Source organism: Paenibacillus sp. GSMTC-2017, from assembly GCF_016019935.1.
Classification (GTDB): domain Bacteria; phylum Bacillota; class Bacilli; order Paenibacillales; family Paenibacillaceae; genus Pristimantibacillus.
On the sequence record NZ_JAECMT010000003.1, the window covers coordinates 1 to 23,887 of the forward strand.

A 23,887-nucleotide genomic window follows, 5' to 3' on the forward strand; every position below is an offset into this window, starting at 1 on the left:
CATGAGCGCCAGCTTGTGTGGAGGCGACGTTGGGATACCACCCTGATCGTATCGGAGTTCTAACCTACTACCGTGAAACCGGTAGAGGGACCGTGTCAGGCGGGCAGTTTGACTGGGGCGRTCGCCTCCTAAAATGTAACGGAGGCGCCCAAAGGTTCCCTCAGAATGGTTGGAAATCATTCGAAGAGTGCAAAGGCATAAGGGAGCTTGACTGCGAGACCTACAAGTCGAGCAGGGACGAAAGTCGGGCTTAGTGATCCGGTGGTACCGAATGGAAGGGCCATCGCTCAACGGATAAAAGCTACCCTGGGGATAACAGGCTTATCTCCCCCAAGAGTCCACATCGACGGGGAGGTTTGGCACCTCGATGTCGGCTCATCGCATCCTGGGGCTGAAGTAGGTCCCAAGGGTTGGGCTGTTCGCCCATTAAAGCGGTACGCGAGCTGGGTTCAGAACGTCGTGAGACAGTTCGGTCCCTATCTGTCGCGGGCGTAGGAAATTTGAGAGGAGCTGTCCTTAGTACGAGAGGACCGGGATGGACGTACCGCTGGTGTACCAGTTGTTCCGCCAGGAGCACCGCTGGGTAGCCAAGTACGGACGGGATAAGCGCTGAAAGCATCTAAGCGTGAAGCCCCCCTCAAGATGAGATTTCCCAGTATGTAAGACCCCTTGAAGACGACGAGGTTGATAGGTTCGGGGTGGAAGTGCAGTAATGTACGGAGCTGACGAATACTAATCGGTCGAGGGCTTATCCTAATACGCTTATATAGGTCATACAACTTGTAAGCAAACAGCTAAAGACATTCAAGCAAGATCTTTCGTATCCAGTTTTCAGGGCGCAAAACGCTTTGAAGCAGATGTTTGCCACGAGCAAATGTCACGTTTGGTGGCGATGGCGAAGGGGAACCACGCGTTCCCATATCGAACACGACCGTTAAGCCCTTCAGCGCCGATGGTACTTGGACCGCAGGGTCCTGGGAGAGTAGGACGTTGCCAAGCACGAATAAACTACCGCATCTAACTGCGGTAGTTTTTTTGTGCGTACAGAAATGTGCATGTTGGCTATGCCAATGCGCATTCCTATGGCAACGTTCTTCTCCCTACTGGGAGAGTATCTAACCCTTTTGATCGAAGTAACTCGGCGTAGCTGACTCGGTTTTTAGCGGAAGGTTTAGATGCCGACCGTGAAGTAGCTCGAGATGCTGGTTCATCCGGTGCGGAATGGCCGTTGCCAAGCACGAATAAACTACCGCATCTAACTGCGGTAGTTTTTTTGTGCGTGCAGAAATGTGCATGTTGGCTATGCCAATGCGCATTCCTACGGCAACGTTCTTCTCCCTACTGGGAGAGTATCTAACCCTTTTGATCGAAGTAACTCGGCATAACTGACCCGGTTTTTAGCGGAAGGTTTAGATGCCGACCGTGATGTAGCTCGAGATGCTAATTCATCCGGTGCGGAATGGACGTTGCCAAGCACGAATAAACTACCGCATCTAACTGCGGTAGTTTTTTGTGCGTACAGAAATGTGCATGTTGGCTATGCCAATGCGCATTCCTATGGCAACGTTCTTCTCCCTACTGGAAGAGTATCTAAACCTTTTAATCGAAGTAACTCGGCGTAGCTGACTCGGTTTTTAGCGGAAGGTTTAGATGCCGACCGTGATGTAGCTCGAGATGCTAATTCATCCGGTGCGGTATGGACGTTGCCAAGCACGAATAAACTACCTACAATTTACTCCATATTCTAATTTCTCATACAAAGTCTTCATTTAAAGCCCTCATTCTAAGCGTATATATACGTCTATTTTCTGCTTAAGGTCGAAATTTACTTCTATTAAGTGTAAAAATACGATTATTATTATGAAATTCCTCATTTTATCACTTTCTAAGCGTAAATATGCGTTTGTTCCGCTTAAATTCGGAACATTTAAGATTAGACTGAAGATTCATCTGGTGCTGAATAGAAGAAGTTATCATGCTCGAAGAACCTATCATACTCGAAAAACCTACCGCAATTGTTTGCGATAGGTTTTTTAATGTGAAGAAAGTGACTCAGATGAGGTCAGAAATGGGTATAAATTTGTTTATTTCGATAACACGACACGTTTCTCACGAAACAGCATTAAGAAAATCATAGACGCACTGACATACAATGCTCCCGTAATGCTGAATGTTATTGCATACCCCCAATAATAACCGTAAGTAGCTATAAGATAGGAATGAACGGGTCCCATCGTAGCCCATCCAAGCATAAAGGCTGTTTGCATACAGGAATTAGCTAAACTCCGTCTTTTGGCAGAAACGCGATCAATTAGTATCGCAGATTGTAATGGATTAGCTGCATTCATTAGTGCTTGTCTGAATAAAAAGCTAATCGAGGCTACGAGTAATAGATTCGTAAATCCTGTTAGTAGTAGGAAAGGAAGCGAGAGTGTTTGGAAAATAACGATTGCTCTCACTTGACCAACCCGATTTGCTAGCGTAGGACCAATCAGCATAGAGATGATCGTCATTACTTGTCCTAATGACAGCAAGAGACTCATAGCACTAAGTGATATAGTAAAACGGTTCGTGAAATATAAATTTAAATATGGAACGACTAGACCAGAACCTATACCAATCATGAGTTGAATAGCTGCAAATTTAGTAATGAAAGAGATATCTCCATTTGATCGATCCCTTTGTCCTGTTGTCGTGTCCTCGTTAACTTCGTTAGACTCTTCAATGGCCTGTTTTTCTGTACGTTTAGCTTCTCTTATCGACTGAATGGGTACAAAAGCTGCTATTGTCGCTAGACTGCCCAGTAGTAACACAATTTTAAAAGAGAGGAGCTTATCTACTCCTGCAGCTTGCAAAATGTCTGCAACAATTCCCCCGCCAAGGCTGCCGGCAACTTGAGAAGCAAGCACAAAGGCAGAATAGATACTGAATATGCGCAGACGGTCTTTTTTGGCTATATTTTCTGCAAGGAACGGAATGGCAAGCACTTGAAAGATAGCGGCGAATATACCGGTTAGAACGGCGAGAATAAGCAAACTGCCTTCTGTCTCGAATAATGAGCGGCCTGCTAATACGATACCACTGCATAAAGCCCCGACGACAAGCAGCCGCTTGCGGCTTGTACGATCTCCGAATATCCCAATAGGAATAAAACATAGCGCTGTTGCGAGTGATTGCATACTAACGATTTTTCCACTCATAGCATCGGCATAACCAAGTTCATGAATGTACAAGTTGTAAAGTACGGAAAACATCCCCGTGCCGATCTGGTAGAGCATATTTGCTAAAAAGAACAGACGAATATTTCGTGACCAGCCCTTCCACTCGGTAGTGGTAGATTGAATAATACTCATGTAGCATCCCCCTGTTGCTTCATCCAATCCACCTACCTTACTACTCGATGAGCAGTAAATCAATAGAGAATTGAGAGGTATAATTCCCTCCATCATCTAATCATGATATGCTTAACATAAGTAACCAATTAGGAGGGTAATAGTAATGCAAACGTTTGTTATTTTAGGTAGTGTTTTGATGGTTTTGGCGGTTGCTATCGGTGCATTCGGTGCACATGCGCTGAAAAGCAGAATAGCACCAGATAAGCTGAAAGTATATGAGGTCGGTGTTCAGTACCATATCGCACATGCTTTAGGTTTAATTTTGATCGGATTGCTTGCAAACGTATTTCCGGATGAAAAACTTATCCTAACAGCAGGCTGGTTTCTGGTAGCGGGGATTGTATTGTTCTCTGGCAGTCTATATGTGTTAAGTGTGGCGAAAGCTAGATTTCTTGGTCCCATTACACCACTAGGCGGACTTTCATTTATGATCGGTTGGGTGCTTGTTGCTGTTGCTGTTATGTAGATGCAATTACTAACATTTATAATGAAAAGAATTAAATGATAATAATTCGTTAACCCAGTTCACATATGAGCTGGGTTTTTCTATGTTTAAAGTAGAAAAAGTAATCTCTAGTGGAAACATTTCAGTCGACATATCCGTCTATATGTAAAATAATGGAGGTGACAATGTGCGATATTCGTATACTTCTCGATTAACGCTCTACATATCTATTGTTATTGTACTTGGGACGGCAAGTTTAATGGCAGCTTGTGCAAAGCAACCTGAGACTATCCAAACGCCGACAGAATCTTTAAATAATGAAGTGATCGAAAATACCGAAAAACCGAATACAAATTTCGGTTCCGGGGAGTTGCTTGCAACGCGACCTGTACGATTTCCTGTAAACTGGAGCTTCCGAAATAGTGGGACGTTGCCATTCACATATTTAGAGGCAGTTACTGAAGACGAACTGATCGTTAGAGGAGATGATGGGCGCTTAAGCGGTATGCATGATAATTCCAGCATATACATACTTGATAGACATACAGGCAAGACGAAATGGCAGATCGATGCGGGTCATGGCTGGGCATTTACTATTTTGGACGAAGCGAAAAAAAGTGTATCTGTGTATACCACTTATGATTCCGATGGCGATACCTATCGTAATGTTGTGAATCATATTCGGTTGTCGGATGGGAAGCTGATGTGGAGCTATCAAGTTCCAATAGAAGTAGAAGGGCATTGGACGATGGCTGGAGCCCGAGATGTCATTATTTTATATAGGGGTGATTTCGAAGAAGACAATCGAATCATTACGCTGGATGCAGAAACAGGAAAGGTTCTGTGGGAGAAGTCCTATAAGGAACAATTCAAAATAGTGAATGATAACGGGGTAGAACCATATATTTTGCTAAAACAGGAACAAACGTTGTTTGCATTACAACCTCAAACAGGTAATTTGCAATGGGAAGTAAGCTCCGATAAGTTCGTCTCTCATGCTCAGGAGGAGTCGTTTCATACAGGCGTGTATATTGAACTTCGCATGAACCCTTTTCAATCCCAGCAGCCTTATGAATGGGTGAGACTCGGCAAAGAACTCGTGTTAATTAACTTGGCATCGGGTAATGTTCAAGCGCGATATGAATTACAGTTGAAAGAAGTAGTTACTATTGTCGATGAGAAGTATTTACTTCTTCAAAGGGCTCTTGACGCGCGTGATTTTCTATATGGTAACACGTTCGAAACTACGCTTTATAATATAGCAGAAGAGAAGCCATTATGGACAATTGCCGGTCGGGGGTCAGGACCCATTATTGATGGTGACCGACTTTATCTTACACTAGATGGCGCACCAACCGCAGTAGATATAATAACAGGACATATGGTGTGGAAAACAGCTACAAAAGAACTTGGATATGTTGATTCACCATCACCGGCAAAAATAATGTCTAGTAAACCATTGTTATTTTGGATCGGCGAAGACTTATTACATATAGACAAAAATAATGGTAGTATCAAGGGCCAGCTTGAAGATGTAAAGCTAGGATTTCCAGAAGCAAGAGATACATACATCAGAAACGGACTAATAAACAGTGACGGTGAAGCTATTTACTTAGGTTCTGCGGATAGTTATTTTTCTAAGTTTGAAGTTGGTGATTTTCTCACCAACTTCAGCTCCTTTACGGCTAGTCCATAACAATCCCATACCGATCTAAAGCTTTAGTAGAAGATTCATGCATTCGATGTATGAGATAGCCGCCTTCGACGACCTTAACTCGTAAGCCAAGAAAACGTATCTTGGATAATAAAAAATCACTTTCGTCAGCAAGATAGGTAACTCGGATATGATAGATTTTCGACTCTTCGTTATAACTTACTGACTTCTCGAAACAAGAGAAAGCATACAATATTCGCGACAACTCAGGGTTATAGGTTGGGACAATTTCAATGACTGCTTGTTTTTTACGTTGTTCCTGCAATCTAGTGATACGTGCTTTGAGATCAGGAATACGCTTGGCGGGTAACAGAATCTCTTCATACGTTACGATACCTTGCAACTTCGTGGACATAAGTGAACGTGTATTCGTGTTGTACCAGAGTAAATACCACTCTCGCTTCACCATGGAATATTCCAGTTTATAAGGGAGACCGGATTGCCTCTCTTTTAACCCACCATTTTTGATATGAAACGAGAGGGTAATTCCTTTGTCCATCATAATCATTCGGCGGAGTGCTCGAAGAAGAGGGTGATAGATTTGTCGCTCGTTACTTTTAGCTTTTTGCGTAATGATGCTATTAATTTCAGTGGTCGCTTCGTCTTGCAACAAATTCTGAAGTTTGTGTAACGTTTCTGGAGCAAAAGCATCTGTCGCAGTCGGATGACCTAACATCGTTTTTACCCAAGATCGTTCTTGAGCGGTTAGTGCAATCGTTTTTGTATCGTCGAGACGTGAGATGATTTGATAGTTAAATATTTTCTCGAACGGGTTCATAGTAGCTATGGAGCTCCTTCCATTCAGCAATGAATTCTTTGCGAAGCCATTGTGGTTCTAACACCTCGCAACTTGATCCGAAGCTGCGTAGCCAAGGTTTGATTTCATAGATGCCATTCACTGTAATCTCATAAAGAAATGTTGAATCAGATTCCTCTACGATAACTCCCCATTGACCTTGTGCTTCGACACGATCTCTAACAAAGTTTGCTCCACCTCCACCAGGATTAAAAAATCGTGCAACGATTTTGGCTGGACGGTGCGTATCTGTAACCCAACTATTTTTAAGTGCTTCATTCGCTTGATCTCTAACTTCAATAAAGTGTTCTTCCGTAACAGATTCGCTTTCTTCGATTTGAGTGAGACCTTCCATACGAAACTTCATCAGCCCTTTACGGGATTGATGCCCGATTAAATACCAACGCCCATACTGATGATCATAAATAACTTGAAGTGGAATAATAGATTCCGTTACCCCATTCGTCTCCCGTTCAAATAGAGGATTCGTATTTTGAGAAGAATAGGTTTTGTCCTTCTTAGGAGAGAGGTATAGAAAGTTCAGCTTCCTTCGTTTTTCAATAGCGCCAAAAATAGTATGTAAATGCGCTTCATCTAAAATTCGCGAATGATAATGATATTTGTAACGATGGGTTTCTTCCACATCCCAATTGAATCCACGTTTGCTTAATGCTTTTTTAAGTGTGTCGCGAAGCAAATAGCCTTGAACAGACGGAACCTGCGTGTTGGACATCACATCAACGAAGTCATATAGATCAATTAGTTCATCATCCGTTAGCTGATCAATTAAATCATTAGCAGCCCTATATTTAAAAGGACGGTTGCCATCCACACGGTGGATAACGCCGATATCGCATAAATATTTAAGGTCGTTACGAATCGTTTTTTCATCGGGGGCTGGATAGTCAGCGGACATTTGTTCACTGCACATATCCATAACGTCTTTTGCGGTAAGCTCCTCAGATTGTAACGCATTTAATAGTAATGCTAAACGAACACTTTCTGATTCCTTTAGCGATTTCGCCCGGAAAAGGAAAAGTAGTAGCGGATCTGCCGACTCGTAATAATTATAATGTAATCCATCCGTTAGCTCGGCAGCTTGATAGGAAGGAAGATTTTGTTTTAGCGTGCTCAACATTTCTTTAAGATTACGTAATGTTTTGTCATAGGTATGTACAGAAATCCCGAGACGGGCGGCAAACTGCCCCCTGTTGTAAGCTCCACCAGCTAGCGTGAGCGTTCGAAGAAACTGAATTTCTTTATCAAAGCTTTCTCTAGCCACAAGGTTACCTCCAACTCGTATAATTAATGATCTAAACTCTATTGTAACGCCAACCATTTGTAAATTACATGGATATTTTTTCTCGTCGCCATACATTTACCATGTTCGGGTAGCCCTAAATAAGCGATGATAGAGGCATCAAGAAACAAACAGCAGAAGTAAGAAATGATTCGTTCAGATACATGGAAGAGTCACTTCCCCTCATAGGAGACGATAATAATGAACGATATAAATGAAACAATCAAACTCCAACTGAAATTAATAGAGGCAGAGGAGCAAGTATATATCCTCTACGCATGCGAATCTGGCAGCAGAGCATGGGGATTCCCTTCTAAGGATAGCGACTACGATGTACGTTTTATTTATATAAGAAAACCAGAATGGTATTTATCCATATTCGATAAGCGGGACGTTATCGAGCGACCGATTAATGACATGCTCGACATAAGTGGTTGGGATTTGAAGAAGACGCTAAATTTGTTCCGCAAATCTAATCCACCATTATTAGAGTGGCTACAATCGCCAATCCAATATGATGAGAAGTTTAGTGTAGCACAGAAAATTCGCGACATTTCACCGCTAACCTTTTCACCAGTATCGTGTATGTATCACTACTTGAATATGGCTCGTGGCAATTATCGGGATTATTTGCAGGGTGACCAAGTCAAGATTAAGAAGTATTTTTATGTGCTTAGGCCAATTCTCGCATGTGAATGGATCGAAAGATATAACGAAATGCCACCTATGGAATTTGATTTACTGGTAGAGAAGCTTTTACCTAATGGAAGTGAGCTTAAAACCTCGATAGGTGAATTATTAGTTAGGAAAAAAGCTGGAGATGAATTAGATTACGAACCGCGCATAAACCCGATTAATGAGTACTTAGACGATAAAATTCAATATTTTGAAAGAATAACAGCATCTTTAAAATCAAAAGCGACGAATAATGATTGGCAACTAGATCATTTGTTCAGATCAGCATTACGAGAAGTATGGGGATATTGAGCGGTTACTCCATTCATAAAATCAGGAGAGGAAGATTAGATTGGCAATTGTACAATTAAACTCAACAAATCCGAAGTTTTCTTTCCTTATTAAGAAAAACCCGGAGACAGGAATGCTGCTTAGAGCCGTTCGTCAAGGAATAGCGTATGGCTGGTATTCAGATGAGGTAACATTTAATGTTTATTTCAAAGATGCAGATAACGATGTTTCCTTTAAGCGGGATCAGAACGAAACTTTTGAATATTTGAACGTATCTCGTTATAACACGCCACTATTTCCGCTTAGTGCGATTAATGAATTTTTTTCTTCGCCATTAAAGGAGCAGGATGAAGAGGGATATAAACATACTTTCTTTATTAATTTGATTCATATCGAACGGGTGCGATATATCACATTTTTTCAAAAACATATGAAGGATTATACGATTACGATCGAACAGCAAGCAAATAAAAGTTATTCATTAACGGTATCGACAGAAAAGAGTCTGTATCATTTGCTGCATACGGTTAGTGTAATGTGTTTGTTCCTATCTGTAATGGGCAACGAATATATCGATATTTCCGAACCAGTGCTCGATAAATACATTCGTAGTATAAATGTGATCGATGCTCCATTTTTTATTAGAAGCCTGTTTGCAAGAAACCTCCTAACGACTCGGGAACGGTTCAAAAAGTATAAGGCATACATCGAACAAACGGCTAGATACGAGATGACGCTTGAATATGGCGGAACAGCGACGCAACGTAGAAGTTATATCTCTAGTGTGCTGGCATTCGACAAGCCGATCTTAGATTTAGGATGCGGTGAAGGGTTTTATGCTATTTCTTATGCAGGTAAAGTAGACGGCATGTATTATGCGGTAGACATTAATGAAGAGTTGCTTGAAGTTGTGAAGCGAAAAGCAGAGTCAAAAGGAATCGAAAACATCGTAACGTACAACTCGCTCGATCACTTTTTAGAATCATATAGTCATGACACGGTTGATGTTATTTTAACGGAAGTGATTGAACATATGAGTGAAGACGAGGCAGGGGCATTTATTCGCAAAATATTTGAGTCCGTAACGTTTGATCGTCTGATCATTACAACGCCAAATGCTGATTTTAACCGTTATTACGAGCTTGATGGATTCCGTCATGATGACCATAAGTGGGAAATGAGCAAACTAGCTTTCGAACAATGGATTATTAGGTTGCTTCAAGATTATCCCTGTCAATATTCCTTTGCAGCTATCGGAGATAGTGTAGAAGATATTCATACGACGCAGGGTATTATTATTTCAAAGAAGGAGGAGTAACACGTGGAAATTCGGACGAAAGTACATACCATATTTATGCTGATTGGTTCGACGGAGTGTGGCAAGACGACATTTGCAAAAGAAGTGCTTATTCCTCAATTGAGGCTCGAAGACGATTCCCGAAATGTGAGAACGAATGTGCAATATTTGTCCTCGGACAGTATTCGTCAAGATCTACTTGGCTACGATTATGATAAGTACGATCGAGTGATGCTGGAAGCAAGCTCGCATACGTTTCAGTTGTTGTTTGAGAGGCTGAAGCTAGTTACTTCATTTCCGATTAATGCTGAATTTGTTGTAGTCGACACGACTGGACTTGCGGAAGATTTCCGCAATAAAGTAAGAGATGTTGCTCGTGAAAGCAATTATAACTTAGAAGTTATTTTGTTCGATTATCGGAAAAGAGACCATTATTATGCATCTGAACGGTCGAAGAAGCTCATTACACAACATTTAACGAGATTGCGCAAAGATGTTCTGCCTGTATTGACAAGGGAAGGGTATGGGAAGGTGCATAAAGTTAGGGCAAAGGACTTTTACCTAGCTGATGAAAACCTGCCTAACCGTGCGTATAAAGTAATGGTTGAAGATTGGGAAACGTATTTGTCAACCGTCCTTCCTCAAGAGAACAACTATATTGTTGTTGGTGATGTACATGAATGTGTGCTTGATTTACAGGAGCTATTAAAAAGCCATGGTTATGTGATTGATGGTGGGAAGCTGATTCCTCGTGAAAAGGTGAAAGACACTAAAATCATTTTAGTTGGAGATTGGATCGATAAAGGAAAGGGAACACGAGACATTATCGAATTCTTATATGAAAATAGAGCGCACTTTCTACTCGTTCTCGGAAACCACGAAAATTTCGTATACAAATATTTGAGTGGCGACATTAAAGGTGTTGATTCCGAGCTGTTACATTCCTATTTTGACTCGACAGAAGTATTACGAGATGATGCAGCTTTACTTGAAAAATTTACTTATCTCGTAGAGATGTCGAAACCGTTTTATCGATTCGCTGGGAAGCAAGGCCCGTCTTATTATGTTACGCATGCGCCATGTCAGAAAAAATATATTGGCAAGCTCGATTCAAATTCGATGCGCCATCAGCGTAATTTCAGACTTGATCGTGAAGCACCAACTGAGGAGCAACTTAGTTTCCTTCGTGAAGAAGCGGTCAGTAATCATCCTTTTCATTTATTTGGTCATGTTGCAGCTAAACAAGCTTTTCGTATCAAAAATAAGCTTCATCTAGATACGGGTAGTGTTCATGGAAATGCGCTTACTTCGGTTCATATGACGTATAAACCGTTTTTTAAAAGCCAAAAAGCTTGCCAAGTTGTGTTAGATGAGCCGTTGCCTACTCTTTTCCAAGAAGATAAAAAGGTATCGCTCAAAGAGCTAGATTATGATGCTGTTCGCAGATTAAAATATTCTGTAAAACACGGAATTAACTTTATTTCTGGAACGATGTCGCCTGCAGATAAGGATGAGGAAACGGGTGAACTGGAGTCGCTGAAGCGAGGACTCGACTATTTCACTAGTCATGGTGTGACTGAGGTCGTATTACAGCCTAAATATATGGGATCAAGATGTAATGTTTACTTGCATCGTGATGTGGCAGATTGTTATGCAGTAAGTCGTAATGGCTATAAGGTGAGCGCTGTAGATATGGTACCAATCTATGAAAATCTTCTTAACAAATTCGGCGATTACATGATGATCAACAATATTGCTGTCCTTATTCTTGATGGGGAGTTACTACCGTGGAAGGCATTAGGTGATGGACTAATTCAAAAACAGTTTAAGCCGATCGAGAGAGCACTTGATACGGAGCTATCCTTTTTGCAAAAGCACGGTTTTGAAGATGCATTTGGTCGCTTAGTGAGTGAGTTTGAGTCGAGTGGCTTTGAGAAGGATCAGCATCATTTGTCAAAGAGTGCATTAAGCGATAAGTATGGATCACATGTCTACCAAACCTATAAGTATGTTCGTGAGATTAGGGAGGCTTATGTTCCACTTGCTGATCATAAAGAGGCTCATGATGTTTATAGACGTCAGTTAGATATATATGGTGCAGATGCGGCTACCCAATATAAGCCGTTTGCTATTTTGAAAGAAGTACTTGAAAATGGTGAGGAACAGTTGCCAGGAGGTCGTACATCGGATATGTACAGCATGTTGTCTGATGATGACTATCTTGTTTTAGATTTGAACGATTCTGATGCGTATGAGAAGGCGGCTTACTTTTTTGCCAAGCTTACTGTAGAGAACCATATGGAAGGTGTAGTCATTAAGCCTGAGTATGATGATTCACGTGTAGTTCCATTCTTAAAAGTGCGGAATCCAGATTATCTATCCATTATTTACGGATATGATTATAAGTTCCCTCACAAATATAAAAAGTTAATTAAAACGAAGAACGTTTCGAAAAAGTTACGAACTTCCGCTAAGGAACATCGTTTAGGTCAACGTTTGCTTTCAATTAAATTAAATGAAATTGCATCGACTAACGAAGCGTACATGGAAATCGCAGCAAATTTATTGTTTGAGGTAGCTAAAGAAAAAGAGATTGATCCAAGATTATAGAATAGTAGAAGTATAGGAGGGGTAACGAAATGGCTTACCAAACGATTAATGGCGTTCGGGTCTGGGGCAATCCAGATCCGGGTGCAATGCAACAAGCAGAAACATGTGCAAAGTATGGGAATGTCGTACAAACATTGCTTATGGCAGATCATCATAAAGGCTACAGTCAGCCGATTGGCGGGGTAGTCGCTTATGATGGGCAAATATCACCTTCGGGGGTAGGCTACGACATTGCATGCGGCAATAAAGCGGTTCGGACTACGATAATGGCTAAGGACATTAAACCTAAAATAGCAAAGGTGATGGATAGGATTGCTCGAAAGGTGTCCTTTGGGGTAGGGCGAGTGAACAAGGATAAAGTTGATCATGACTTGTTTGATGATTCAGATTGGAGCGTCTATGAGGCAATTGGACGTCAGGAGCATGACAAGTTGAAGACGTTAGCCCGCGATCAGCTAGGGACAGTAGGAAGCGGGAACCACTATGTGGATTTGTTCGAAGAGGTGACGACGGGCAGACTGTGGGTCGGGAACCATTTTGGAAGTCGTGGATTTGGTCACAAAACGGCTAGTGGTTTCTTGAATCTGGCAGCTGGGAGAGACTTTCTCGCAAATGCTCCCGGAGAGAGTATGGATCAACCGCCTGTATTGCTTGATTTGGATAGTGAACTAGGCGATATGTATTTCCGGGCGATGAAGATTGCAGGACGTTATGCTTATGCAGGTCGAGATTATGTGATGGATGAAGTGTTGTCTATCCTTGGTGCAGAAGCAGATTTCGAAGTGCATAACCATCATAACTACGCGTGGAAGGAAAAGCATAGCGGCAAAGATGCCATCGTCGTTCGTAAAGGTGCAACGCCGTCGGCTCCAGGTCAGCTGGGTTTCATAGGAGGTAGCATGTGCGACATATCCGTTATTGTGAAGGGTAAGGACTCTATCGAAAATAGGGATTCTTTCTACAGCACAGTACATGGAGCGGGACGCACGATGAGTCGTACACAAGCAGCGGGCAAGATGAACTGGAAAACGCGAAAACGTACGGGTGGACAAATTTCTGCCGAACAAATGATGACGGCTGTTCGCAACTTTGGCATTGAGCTTCGTGGAGCGGGAACAGACGAAAGTCCATTCGTGTATCGAAAGCTTCAAGAAGTATTGGATGCACATGCAGAAACGATAGATGTTCTACACGTTCTGAAACCAATCGGGGTGTGTATGGCGGGTGCAGATGAGTTTGATCCTTATAAGGATTGAGGGACAACCCAAATGCCTGCGTATAATAAACTCGTAAGGGATAAGATTCCTCACATTATCAAATCCAAAGGTAAAAGCTGTCGCACAACGATCCTAAATGAAGTTCAATATAAAGAAGAGCTTAATAAGAAACTAAGTGAAGAGATTAGCGAATATAATAACGCGGCTAACGCAACAGAAGCATTAGAGGAATTAGCTGATGTATTAGAAGTAATACAAGCTTTAGCGAAGGTACATGGTATGACTTGGGAACAGCTTGAATCATTACGTATGGACAAAGCGGAGCAACGAGGTGGGTTCCAGGAACGGGTGTATCTTATTGAAGTTGATGGCGGCTCTTGATGTAGTACTAGTTACCGAAAAAGATATTTAAAGGTTTATTGTTGGAATGAGTAAGCTAATTGCGGAACATGCCGATGAGTAAGTGGAAAGAGGTTAAATAGAGTATTATCGAATTTGAGAATGTATCTTTAGTCTTTAAATAGATCCTCCACAGTATCATGAGCAAGCGAACATATTATGCTAAGGATCGAAAAAGAATAGAAGCGGGGGATTTTCCCCCGCAACCATGAGTAAGTTATTGGTATTGTCTTGACTCTGTAAATTTGAAAAGAAACTCCCAGTAGGAGTCTGTAAATCCACTCTCAGCCCACAACTCACTATAGGCATTGATATGAGCCTGAATAATGTCATCTTTACTCCAGAAAGGTGCTTCCCACCATGGGATTTTTGAAGCCATTTTTTGTGTAATTTGATGGTGGTAGTAATATTTCGGAATGAAAATGGATAGCATTTTGGCTTCAGTTGAACCTAACTTACCCGCAAAGCGTTTTTCGAAAATATGATGTCTTTCCCATCCCAAATTCATATAATTAGCCGGTGCTGTCACATTTTGAAGGCTAGAATAGGAACGTATTCCTTTTGAAAGTGCAGGTTTGAGAACGTTAGGACTTTCTTGAATCATCCTTTTAACACCACTAACGGCAGGAATACCAGGGAAAACTACTGCAGCTGCATCCGCAACAACCCAGAAACCACTCCAGAACGAAGGATTTTGATTAAACTCATTGAGGGATAGAACAAAACTCCCTATATCGAAAATTGATTCAACCCACATAGGGCTGACATTATTACTCACTTGTTCTTGTGAATAACTAATATAGTATTTATCGCTCTTTGTTGAAATTCCTTGACTATTAGTATAGTTAAAAATAAGTGTATGTGTCGGAACGACACTATTGGTTATTCTTCGAAACTGCTCAAGTTCGAACTTCGTAATACGATTTAGTTGATAGGAAGCATTTGGATCGTTGCTATTTTTTACAAGTTGATCAAGGTACGCATTGATTGTTAGTTCGGAAAGTAACTTCTCGGTCTTGATCTCTGATGTAGCGGAATCGAATGATGAAAAATAAATCGCATTAATCGTATCTTGAGGGAGTGATGACTTAGCTGAAGTAGAAATTGGGGCTAGAGTGAGTACTAAAGCAATTGACATAATAATTGCTATAGCATTTTTGAAATGTTTCATAATCACTAGTACACCTCCAAAAAAGTTTCTTTGATCGTCATCAAAGTAATTCAAGATAGTGCACATATCTACGAAATTAATAATACCAAAAACATACTATTATGTAAATTTTTAAATAAATGGTATACTGTTTTTGTCACAATAATTAAGGAGTTGATCTTAATGAGGGCTGGTTATAGCATTTTGAGAGAGATACAAAAAAAGGGATTTACCCCCGAACCAAGCGACTACGGACTTAAAGAGTGGGAGTTTAAAAAAATGATTCAATTTCTACAAGATAAAGGATTTCTAGATAGGGTCCTTAGAGTAGGAGACCATTTTTCTTTGAAAAATTCACAGATAACTACAAAGGGAAGTCAACTATTAGAAGATAATCAACATTATGAACTTGATTATCCTGATAGAGCTGGCTTGAAGGAATGGGTTAAGGTGGAAAAAGAACAATATTCCAATAGTTCATATGAAGAGTGATTAAAAGGAGCAGGTATTGGTTACATATTTGAGAAAGAAGACAAAGAATCTTTTAGTGGAGCATGATAGACATTCAATGATGGTTTGATGGTTGTTCATCTCCAAGTAGTGTTTAAACAAGTAATTCTACCCTGTTATTCTCTGTAGTCCCTCTGAAGTTAAGGGCAGCCTTGTATCAAGGTACTTAATGCTATAGTAATATCATCATATCGCTACATTTTTTGATTGAATTGGAAAATTCGCTGATAATTAATATGCACGAATTAGATCAGAATCAGCTTTAGCAAAATGTAACATCACAAAGAGAAGTTGATGAGATAAAGTACCAAAATTTTCGTTTCGGCAGGGAAGGGGCGCCTCAAAGTGATAGTAATGAGGCATGCATATAGGAGACCATTCAAGCATACAGGAATCGTATGCTTGAATGGTCTTCTTTTTTTTTTTGTTAAAACTAGTCTACTCTAAAACACTAATCCTCAAATTAGGGAAACTTCCTTGATATTCAGCAACCCTATTCATTAATTGCTCTCTATCAAAGCTAGCTACAATAATTTCTTGATCTGGCTTAAAGGTAACACTAGTTCCTGTCTCTTTTGTAACTCCGATTACATGTAATTCAGATTGCGGGATGCCATGTTTGAAGTCTTGTCGGAACACTTTGCCCTCGCGTCTAACTTCCACGGACAAACGCTCTGAAAGTGCGTTCACTATAGGCATATTAATACCTTTAATTCCACCTGGAGCGACGATAGTTGCACTCTTATTAAAGCGTCCGATCTCAGTAAAGATGGATTGGAGAGGGGGGGGAGTAGAATTAGATAAAGCTTGAATTGGAATGCCTCGTCCATTATCGGCGACAGTCACGCTACGATCATTCTGAAGAATAATCGTTACTTCTGAACAGTAGCCAGCTTCATGCTCAAGTACACTATTTTCGAGTACAGCCCATAAAAGATGGTTCGGATCATAGTTTTCTGATGATTCTCCCAAATATGAGCTTGCCTGATTTCTTGCTTCAGAAAGCTCAATATAGTTACTTGTATCAACGAGATCAGAAATAGCAGAGAGTAATAATAGTAAAGGCAATGTTCGGTGAGGAGGGAGGGAATATCTACCGCCTCGTTCTTCTTGGACTAACAGGTCTGCTCCAAGTAGAGCTTTTGTGTGATGATATAGTTGCCCAGTAGTACCCATATTTAATTGCTCTACAATTTCTGTACCAGTGAGAGGCCCACGTAAAACGGTAGTTAATATATCTAATCGTTGCTTATTGCCGAGAGCAGCTAACACTTTTGCTCCCTTGTCACTATCGAGTTCAAGTAATTTACTAATGCGTCTTTGTTGAGGTTCCCATCTAAAACCGTTTGTTCCACGATGTTGACCGGAATAAAAGATTGCGCCTAGATCATCTATAGCATCCGGCAAGAAACTTTCTTTTCTGGATTCACTTAGCTGAGATGGCTTGTTTGCAGAACGAGCCCCAATAAATTGAAGTAACAGTTGTTTAAGCTCATTAACTTCCCCTGCAAGAGAATCTAATTCCACACCATAATCTCTAGTAGTAGCCAACTAACATCACCTCATTAAAATAAGATATACGTAGTTACGTAACTACGTATATCTTAACATGGTGGTATTGGATTGTAAATAACATCCAGTATTAGAATGGAAATGTTCTCATACTTGAGATGGAGGCAGGGCCACAAAGTGAGTACCTTTTATCCAAACATAGCGGCTTGTCGTTTGTAATGATCTTCCAACACTAAGCAGACCATTGCTTCAACGACGGGCACGATTCTAGGACAAATACAAGGATCGTGTCTACCTTCTGTCCGAATTTCTTGATCTTCACCGCTTATGTTTATCGTCTTCTGAGGAACAGATATGGACGAAGTGGGTTTCACACTTATACGGAAGACGATCTCCTGGCCAGTGCTAATTCCGCCGATGATTCCTCCAGAATGGTTGCTAAGGAAGCCATCGCTACTCATCTCATCATTATGCTCGCTGCCAAGCATAGAAGCTGCAGCAAAGCCTGCTCCAAATTCGATTCCTTTTACTGCGCCAATGGAAAGCATCGCTTTTGCCAGCTCAGCATCCAATTTATCGAAGACTGGTTCACCAAGACCCGGAACAACTCCGCGAATACGGCATTCAACGATTCCGCCGCAACTATCGCCTACCGAAGCTAAGTGCTCAATCTTTTTAATCATCTTTTCAGCTGCAACAGGATCACAGGCACGAACCGCATTTTGTTCAATAACGTTTTCGTCGAATGTTTCGCACTTAATTCCCCCGATTTCCTGAGAATATGCGACGACCTGCACACCACGGTTTTCGAGCAACTTTCGAGCGATTGCTCCTCCAGCTACTCGAGCAGCCGTTTCTCTTCCCGATGCACGTCCGCTTCCTCTATGGTCCCGTATTCCGTATTTTTGTAAATACGTAAAGTCAGCATGACCAGGGCGGAAAGAGTTTTGAATGTCACTGTAAGCCTCAGGTCTCATATCGTGGTTATGAAGCATGACGAAGAGTGGAGTACCTGTTGTTTTTCCTTCGAATACGCCCGACATGATGTGGATAATATCATATTCCTTGCGTGGTGAAGTTACGGACGATTGCCCGGGCTTTCTCCGATCCATCTGTTTTTGAATATAAGCTTCATCAATTTCGACACCAGGTGTCACGCCATCAACAATAACGCCTACCGCCGCTCCATGTGATTCTCCGAAGGTTGTTATTTTAAAAACGTCGCCGAATGTATTACCTGCCATAGTAGTATGTGCCTCCTCGTTTAGTAATCTATTTGTACCCCAAGTGTGGACAACTGTTCAAAGTAGCTTGGACATGTTTTCGATACACAGCCAGGGTCAGTTATACGGATATTTTCAACTTTTAGTCCGACCAACGAAAGCGCCATAGCCATACGATGATCGTCATGCGAATCTAATAAAGTCGCTACTGGCTGTCCAGGGTAGACGGTTAACCCATCATGATGCTCCTCGACTTGAATGCCTAGCTTGCTCAGCTCAGAGCATATAGCAGCGATACGATCGCATTCATGATGTCTAATATGAGCAGCATCTGTCAGTGTTACTGGGCCGTCTAAGAAAGGAGCCATAGCAGCTATTGTAAGTGTCTGATCAGACCACTTTTTCATACTAATCGTAAATCCGCCTTTTAATTGTTTTACGCCTTGTACTTCTACGAAGTTTTCACCTCGGACAACGGTACAACCCATTTGCTCTAATACGTCTAGAATCTCTATATCGGGCTGACTTGTATATCGAGCATCGATGCCTTCGATACGGACACGGCCTGCGGTTAGTGCAGCTAGCGCCCAGAAATAACAACAGGTTGAAACATCAGGTTCGAGCAGGAGAGACTGTCCTTGATACTTTTCTTTTGGTACGACGATCGACTGACCATCAACAGATACTTCTGCTGATACACCAAACGATCTCATCATCGAAAGAGTCATCTCGACATAGTCTCGTTGCACAACTTCACCGTCAATTCGCAAAGTAAGAGACTCTTTTGCATAGGGGGCAGCTATTAGCAAACCGCTTATAAATTGGCTTGATGTGGAGCCAGGAAGGGTTGCTTCACCACCCTGTAATCCTTTGGCATCCAGTTTAAACGGGAGACATCGATCAGCTTGTTCATACTCAAATTGTGTACCAAGCTTCGTTAAAGCGTCCAGTAGCGGAGCTAGTGGTCGCTCACTCATTCGTTTGCTTCCTCTAATCGTCCATTTGCCGCTTCCAGTCGCCAATGCTCCAGGCAAGAAACGGGCTACTGTACCTGCGGCCCCTACATAAAGTTCCCCAGACTGATTTGGCCAATTCCCGCCACAGCCATCGATATATGCGGTTTCACCTTCAGTAACTACCTTTACGCCGAGTTTAGTTAAAGCGTCGATACACCAATAAGAATCATCACTTCTTAATATGCCATCTAGTTGTGATTTACCGTTAGCTAAAGCCGCAATAATTAACGCGCGGTTTGTTAAGCTTTTACTTCCAGTGACTCGGATCGTTGCGTCAATTCGCTCCTTAGGGGGGTTAACGATTACTTCATGTCTATTATTATTTGATGACCATGGGGAACGAGCTTCCAAATCGGGCTGATTCATTACCATTTAGTCCACCTCATTCGAATGATTGATATATCTTTATTTTAATGAGATAGTTGGAATAAGTGAAATTTGAATATTATGAGTTTGTCATAGAGAGGATTTATGCCAAATGGTTCATTTAGAATGGTACCGGATTTTTTTGCATACAGCACGTCATCGAAATTTAACGAAAGCCGCACAAGAACTTCATATTACACAACCATCGGTGAGCTACGCTATTAAGGGGATGGAACAGTCGTTAGGGGTGAAATTATTTCATCGATTATCAAAAGGGGTAGAGTTAACGGAAGAAGGTAGGGCGCTGCTTGAGTATGTGGAGCAGTCGTTTTCCATGCTCGATTCAGCACAAAAGCATATACAAAACTTAAAACAATTAAACGCAGGTGAGATTCGAATCGGAGCGAGCGATTCGCTTATTAAACATCTTCTATTGCCTCATTTGAACACTTTCCACAAGCTTTATCCGGGAATAAGAATTAGACTTTCACATGGGAAAACGCCAGAAATTACACAGCGGCTTAAGGAAGGCGAAATTGACTGTGCTGTTCTGCATATGCCTATTAACGATCCACAATTACATATCGAGACTCTTGCAGTCCAGGAGGATTGTTTTGTAGTTGGCGAATCTTATAAAGAGCATGTGGCACGTTCCCTTACTGCGGAAGAACTTTCGGAACTACCATTAATTTTATTATCGCCGGGAAGCAGCACCAGAATTTTCGTCGAGCAATGGTTTGCTGCTAAGGGGCTGACGGTAAAGCCAGATATTGAATTAGGAAGTATCGATTTATTAGCAGAGTTTGCAAAGTTAGGTTACGGAGCAGCTTTTATAAGCCGATCTTTCGTACAGGAGGAACTGCAAAGTGGGAAGCTATTTGAACTGCAACTTGATGATCCCATCCCAACCCGTAATATAGGATTTGCTGTTCGGAAAGATATGAAATTGTCCGTTGCAGCTGATCGTTTCGTTCGTATATTGAATACGTTTTAAATACTCCACTGGTAGGAAAATATTTGAATATATTATAAAATATAAAAATACTATCGGAGACGGGGACATATTTATGAATGTTGATTGTTTAATTGTTGATGATGAGACGGTACTCGCAGAAACAACTAGTGAATATTTTAATATGTTTGATGTAAAATCTGCTTATGTTACTAGTGCGGAACAATGCTTGCAGTTTCTCGAGCACAATAAAACATCGCTGATTTTGCTAGATATTAATCTTGGTGATGCTTCGGGTTTTGACTTGTGTAAAAAACTCAGAAAAACAACAAATATCCCAATCCTCTTTATAAGCGCGCGTGCAAGTGACGATGACATCCTTATTGCGCTTAATATCGGTGGAGATGATTATATACATAAACCATATACCCTCAGTGTTTTACTGGCTAAAGTAAAAGCTGTTCTGAAGAGATACGGGAATAATAGTCCAACCGACATGATAGAGTTTGGTGAAGTTCAGATTGATAGCAAGCTTTGCCGCGTCCGTGTTAACGGAGCTTATGTGAAGCTCAAAACGATGGAATTTAAGCTACTAAATTATTTGGCTACACATAGAAACAGAGTCGTAACGAAAGAAGAGTTGTTCAGTAACGTATGGGGCGATTCCATAACAGGAGATGGGACACTTAACGTACATATTCGTCATCTTAGGGAAAAGATTGAAGTGAACCCGAATGATCCACAATATATCAAAACAGTTTGGGGAACGGGTTACGTTCTAGAAGATGTAAAACGATGAGGGTGAAGTTGATCCTCATAATGATCACAGTCGTCTTTATTTTGGGTGGGTTATCATCCTTTTTTGTTATACATACAAAACTTGACAGAGACGTGGACATGGTTGCATTGAATGAGCTAATGAAACATCTTGAAAGTAACTGGGCTACATTCGAAAAAGACGATTATAGCACGATTGAGCGATGGAATAACGAAGAGCTCAATCAGCCATTTATTATTATCGACAACAGTGGAGCTTTGCTCTTTCAATCGCAAGACACACAACTTTCTTCCGTACATGACGCTATTAAAAACAGACATACTGTAGTAGATATAATAGTCAACGGCACGCTGAAAGGTAAGTTAATGATACAAACGGACGATGCCAAAGTGATGGAACAAATCAAACAACGACTTATCCTCATAGTAAGTTCCACATTCGCAATGATTACTCTTCTATGTGTTTTCTACATCATCTATTTGAACAATACCGTATTTAAGCCATTTCGAAAGTTAGAAGTATTTGCTCATCATGTAGCAAAAGGTAACTTTGATATTCCTCTGATAATGGATGATAACAATCCGTTCGGCGCTTTTACTGAAAGCTTTGATTTGATGCGCGAAGAGTTAGCTGCCGCCCGTAAGCGAGAATATGAAGCTAATCGCAGCAAGAAAGAATTAGTAGCAACCTTAAGTCATGATATAAAAACACCAGTCGCTTCTATTAAGGCAGTGAGCGAACTTATGCTGGTAAAAGCAGAGGAAGACAAAATTATTAAGCAACTATCGACGATCTATACGAAGGCGGAACAAATCAATTTGCTTATGACAGATATGTTTCTTTCGACGTTGGAAGAATTAACGGAATTAAAAATTACGGTCACTGAGGAACTAAGCAGTGTCCTTCAAAGTATGATCGAGAATGTAAATTACGATGATCAAATAACTTGTCAGCCAATTCCTTCTTGTTTGCTCCTAACGGATGTAACACGTCTTCAACAAGTATTTGATAACATCTTAAGCAATGCGTACAAATATGGAGGTAATTCGGTTTCCATATCATCAGTGATAAACGAAACACATCTGGAGATCTACATCATGGATTATGGGAAGGGCATCCACCCAGACGAACTACCGCTCATCTTTAACAAATATTATAGAGGAAATAATATTGGCAATAAGAGTGGATCTGGTCTAGGGCTGTATATTTCCAAAACGTTAATGGTAAGTATGCAAGGTGATATTGACGGCTTCAATCGAGCGGACGGTTTTACCGTTAGGCTCAAGATTAAGCTGGCTTAAGCTTAAGTTCAAGCTCAAAAATAAGCTAAATTACACAATTAAGAATTGGCTAAGATTTGAATAAAGATTAACTAAGAATTGTTCATGTAAGATGGGACTGTAATCAACGTTACAGTCCCTTTTGTGATCTAGTACCGACTGCAACGTTTCAACTAAAAGCGGGTAGGAGTGCTCATCATGCAAAAGATAGTTTTGAAAACAGAAAAGTTGTGCAAAACGTTTTCCAGCGGCGGCGTTCAGCAGCATGTACTTAAAAATTTGGATTTGAATTTAAAGGAAGGTGATTTCACTGTCATTATGGGTAGTTCGGGTTCGGGGAAATCGACACTACTTTATGCATTGTCAGGAATGGATAAACCAACATTAGGGGAAATCTACTTCGAAGAAAAGAAAATCTCAAAGTTAGATAATGATGAGCTTGCTATATTTAGAAGAAATTATTGCGGATTCGTCTTTCAAAAGGTTTATTTGCTAGATAATATGAGTGTACTGGATAACGTGCTGGCTAGTGGTTTTCTAGTTAGTAAAAATAAAAAAGAAACGGTTGAGCAGGCAAAAAAACTTTTGAAGCAAGTTGGCTTGAACGAAATGTTATGGAGAAAGTTTCCTGAGCAACTCTCTGGCGGTGAAGCGCAACGTGCGGCAATCGTACGTGCTCTTATTAACAATCCGAAAATCGTATTTGCTGATGAACCGACGGGTGCGCTTAATTCTGCTTCAAGTGATAGTGTGCTGGATGTAATGAGTGAGGTAAACGCAAGCGGACAAAGTATTGTGATGGTTACACATGATACGAAGACGGCGCTTCGTGGCAATCGTGTACTCTATCTTCGTGATGGTGTTATATGTGGCGATTTACGACTAGATCGTTATCATGTCGATAAGCATCATGAGCGTAATGAACTGCTCAAAGAGTTTCTTATTGAGATGGGGTGGTAAG

General features: G+C 41.1%; 22 protein-coding genes and 2 rRNA genes. 14 read left to right on the top strand and 10 right to left on the bottom strand.

Annotated elements, in window-relative coordinates; genetic code table 11:
* Positions 1-756, top strand: a 23S ribosomal RNA gene (locus I6N90_RS12165); the annotation flags it as partial.
* Between the two features lie 126 nt (positions 757-882).
* A 5S ribosomal RNA gene (gene rrf / locus I6N90_RS12170) occupies positions 883-999 on the top strand.
* A gap of 81 nt (positions 1,000-1,080) precedes the next feature.
* On the opposite strand, the gene I6N90_RS12175 is transcribed toward rrf, so the two are convergent.
* The 4 genes from I6N90_RS12175 to I6N90_RS12190 form a co-directional block, all read right to left on the bottom strand.
* Complete coding sequence (locus I6N90_RS12175) at positions 1,081-1,239, bottom strand: hypothetical protein (protein WP_197935896.1); 159 nt, start codon at positions 1,237-1,239, stop codon at positions 1,081-1,083.
* A gap of 79 nt (positions 1,240-1,318) precedes the next feature.
* Complete coding sequence (locus tag I6N90_RS12180; RefSeq protein WP_197935897.1) at positions 1,319-1,477, bottom strand: hypothetical protein; 159 nt, start codon at positions 1,475-1,477, stop codon at positions 1,319-1,321.
* A 78-nt stretch (positions 1,478-1,555) separates the two neighbouring features.
* Positions 1,556-1,714: a hypothetical protein gene (locus tag I6N90_RS12185; RefSeq protein WP_197935898.1), complete on the bottom strand. Its 159-nt coding sequence runs from the start codon at positions 1,712-1,714 to the stop codon at positions 1,556-1,558.
* Between the two features lie 370 nt (positions 1,715-2,084).
* Positions 2,085-3,353 carry an MFS transporter gene (locus I6N90_RS12190; RefSeq protein WP_197935899.1) on the bottom strand — a complete coding sequence of 423 codons (1,269 nt, stop codon included), beginning with the start codon at positions 3,351-3,353 and terminating at the stop codon, positions 2,085-2,087.
* Positions 3,354-3,498: 145 nt separating this feature from the next.
* Between I6N90_RS12190 and I6N90_RS12195 the strand changes: the two genes are divergently transcribed.
* Both I6N90_RS12195 and I6N90_RS25260 read left to right on the top strand, forming a co-directional pair.
* Positions 3,499-3,861 (top strand): DUF423 domain-containing protein, encoded by a 363-nt coding sequence (locus I6N90_RS12195; protein WP_197935900.1) that lies wholly within the window; start codon positions 3,499-3,501, stop codon positions 3,859-3,861.
* A 166-nt stretch (positions 3,862-4,027) separates the two neighbouring features.
* Positions 4,028-5,536, top strand: coding sequence for an outer membrane protein assembly factor BamB family protein (locus I6N90_RS25260; RefSeq protein WP_197935901.1), 1,509 nt, complete (start codon positions 4,028-4,030; stop codon positions 5,534-5,536).
* On the opposite strand, the gene I6N90_RS12205 is transcribed toward I6N90_RS25260, so the two are convergent.
* Both I6N90_RS12205 and I6N90_RS12210 read right to left on the bottom strand, forming a co-directional pair.
* Positions 5,526-6,332, bottom strand: coding sequence for a WYL domain-containing protein (locus I6N90_RS12205; RefSeq protein WP_197935902.1), 807 nt, complete (start codon positions 6,330-6,332; stop codon positions 5,526-5,528). The two genes, I6N90_RS25260 and I6N90_RS12205, sit on opposite strands and share 11 nt — an antisense overlap.
* A complete protein-coding gene (locus tag I6N90_RS12210) occupies positions 6,307-7,632 on the bottom strand; it encodes a helix-turn-helix transcriptional regulator (protein WP_197935903.1) in 1,326 nt (441 codons plus the stop codon). Before I6N90_RS12210 ends, I6N90_RS12205 begins: the two co-directional genes overlap by 26 nt.
* 219 nt (positions 7,633-7,851) lie before the next feature.
* Here I6N90_RS12210 and I6N90_RS12215 point away from each other — a divergent pair, with 219 nt between their 5' ends.
* The 5 genes from I6N90_RS12215 to I6N90_RS12235 are packed head-to-tail and all read left to right on the top strand — an operon-like array spanning position 7,852 to position 14,121.
* Complete coding sequence (locus I6N90_RS12215) at positions 7,852-8,637, top strand: nucleotidyltransferase domain-containing protein (protein WP_197935904.1); 786 nt, start codon at positions 7,852-7,854, stop codon at positions 8,635-8,637.
* Between the two features lie 40 nt (positions 8,638-8,677).
* Positions 8,678-9,934: a class I SAM-dependent methyltransferase gene (locus I6N90_RS12220; RefSeq protein WP_197935905.1), complete on the top strand. Its 1,257-nt coding sequence runs from the start codon at positions 8,678-8,680 to the stop codon at positions 9,932-9,934.
* Between the two features lie 3 nt (positions 9,935-9,937).
* Complete coding sequence (locus I6N90_RS12225) at positions 9,938-12,523, top strand: metallophosphoesterase (protein ID WP_197935906.1); 2,586 nt, start codon at positions 9,938-9,940, stop codon at positions 12,521-12,523.
* 29 nt (positions 12,524-12,552) lie between these two features.
* Positions 12,553-13,779 carry an RtcB family protein gene (locus I6N90_RS12230; protein ID WP_197935907.1) on the top strand — a complete coding sequence of 409 codons (1,227 nt, stop codon included), beginning with the start codon at positions 12,553-12,555 and terminating at the stop codon, positions 13,777-13,779.
* Positions 13,780-13,791: 12 nt separating this feature from the next.
* Complete coding sequence (locus I6N90_RS12235; RefSeq protein ID WP_197935908.1) at positions 13,792-14,121, top strand: nucleoside triphosphate pyrophosphohydrolase; 330 nt, start codon at positions 13,792-13,794, stop codon at positions 14,119-14,121.
* 235 nt (positions 14,122-14,356) lie between these two features.
* On the opposite strand, the gene I6N90_RS12240 is transcribed toward I6N90_RS12235, so the two are convergent.
* A complete protein-coding gene (locus I6N90_RS12240; RefSeq protein WP_197935909.1) occupies positions 14,357-15,316 on the bottom strand; it encodes a hypothetical protein in 960 nt (319 codons plus the stop codon).
* Between the two features lie 156 nt (positions 15,317-15,472).
* Between I6N90_RS12240 and I6N90_RS12245 the strand changes: the two genes are divergently transcribed.
* A complete protein-coding gene (locus tag I6N90_RS12245; RefSeq protein ID WP_197935910.1) occupies positions 15,473-15,781 on the top strand; it encodes a hypothetical protein in 309 nt (102 codons plus the stop codon).
* A 456-nt stretch (positions 15,782-16,237) separates the two neighbouring features.
* Here the strand turns inward: I6N90_RS12245 and I6N90_RS12250 are convergent, their stop codons facing one another.
* The 3 genes from I6N90_RS12250 to aroA all read right to left on the bottom strand — a co-directional run bounded on the left by I6N90_RS12250 (position 16,238) and on the right by aroA (position 19,922).
* Positions 16,238-17,350: an ATP-binding protein gene (locus I6N90_RS12250; protein ID WP_197935911.1), complete on the bottom strand. Its 1,113-nt coding sequence runs from the start codon at positions 17,348-17,350 to the stop codon at positions 16,238-16,240.
* A gap of 149 nt (positions 17,351-17,499) precedes the next feature.
* Positions 17,500-18,555, bottom strand: a complete 1,056-nt coding sequence (gene aroC, locus I6N90_RS12255; RefSeq protein WP_197935912.1) for a chorismate synthase — start codon at positions 18,553-18,555, stop codon at positions 17,500-17,502.
* 20 nt (positions 18,556-18,575) lie between these two features.
* Positions 18,576-19,922, bottom strand: coding sequence for a 3-phosphoshikimate 1-carboxyvinyltransferase (aroA, locus tag I6N90_RS12260; protein ID WP_197935913.1), 1,347 nt, complete (start codon positions 19,920-19,922; stop codon positions 18,576-18,578).
* 106 nt (positions 19,923-20,028) lie between these two features.
* On the opposite strand from aroA, the gene I6N90_RS12265 reads away from it, so the two are divergent.
* The 4 genes from I6N90_RS12265 to I6N90_RS12280 all read left to right on the top strand — a co-directional run bounded on the left by I6N90_RS12265 (position 20,029) and on the right by I6N90_RS12280 (position 23,886).
* Entirely contained in the window at positions 20,029-20,910 is an 882-nt protein-coding gene (locus I6N90_RS12265) for a LysR family transcriptional regulator (RefSeq protein WP_197935914.1), read from the top strand.
* A 73-nt stretch (positions 20,911-20,983) separates the two neighbouring features.
* A complete protein-coding gene (locus tag I6N90_RS12270) occupies positions 20,984-21,667 on the top strand; it encodes a response regulator transcription factor (RefSeq protein WP_197935915.1) in 684 nt (227 codons plus the stop codon).
* Positions 21,668-21,687: 20 nt separating this feature from the next.
* The gene (locus I6N90_RS12275) at positions 21,688-22,947 is read left to right on the top strand and encodes a HAMP domain-containing sensor histidine kinase (RefSeq protein WP_232242958.1); all 1,260 of its coding nucleotides are present in this window, start codon (positions 21,688-21,690) and stop codon (positions 22,945-22,947) included.
* A 177-nt stretch (positions 22,948-23,124) separates the two neighbouring features.
* Positions 23,125-23,886, top strand: coding sequence for an ABC transporter ATP-binding protein (locus I6N90_RS12280; protein ID WP_197935917.1), 762 nt, complete (start codon positions 23,125-23,127; stop codon positions 23,884-23,886).
* Position 23,887 lies beyond the last annotated feature (1 nt).